This is a genomic window from Rhizobium sp. 18055 (assembly GCF_902706285.1).
Lineage (GTDB): Bacteria > Pseudomonadota > Alphaproteobacteria > Rhizobiales > Rhizobiaceae > Rhizobium.
The window spans coordinates 1-508 of sequence record NZ_CACSKD010000166.1 but is presented as its reverse complement, the minus strand read 5'-3'; the positions used below and the strand labels follow the sequence as shown (position 1 = coordinate 508).

The following is a 508-nucleotide window of genomic DNA, read 5'->3' as shown; positions in this document are numbered from 1 at the left end:
GGACAAGCACAAGAAGCCGGTGGTCCTCAAGCAGCGGAAATGGCTGATGACCATGGCGCCCGTGAGCGAGATCGGCCACGGCAAGGGGCGGCAGTACCACGAGCCCGTCAAGGTCAAACCGCTGCCGGACGGCGGCGTGCGCATCACCGAGCAGGACGGCGACCAGTTCAAGGTGACGGCCGGGGGCGACGTGTCGCCGCTCACCAAGGGCGCCACCATGGGCACCAAGGACGGCGGCGCCGCGAGCAAGGTCTACGACGCCGACGACGGTGCCGAGCACGCCTACTACGGCCGCGGCTACGTCCAGCTGACCTGGTGGTCCAACTACGCCAAGGCGGGTGTGGCCCTGGGCCGCGGGCTCGACCTGCTGAACGATCCGGAACTGGTGAAGACGGCGGAAGTCGCCTATGCCCTGATGTCGCACGGCATGCGCACGGGCGCCGGCTTCGCGAACGGCCGCAAGTTCTCGATGTATTTCGCGGGCGACGTGACCGACTACGTGACGGCC

General features: G+C 68.1%; 1 protein-coding gene. It reads left to right on the top strand.

Going from position 1 to position 508, the window contains the following annotated elements:
• On the top strand, positions 1-508 hold a 508-nt coding region (locus tag GVL52_RS31830; protein WP_368735338.1), incomplete at both ends, for a glycoside hydrolase family 19 protein.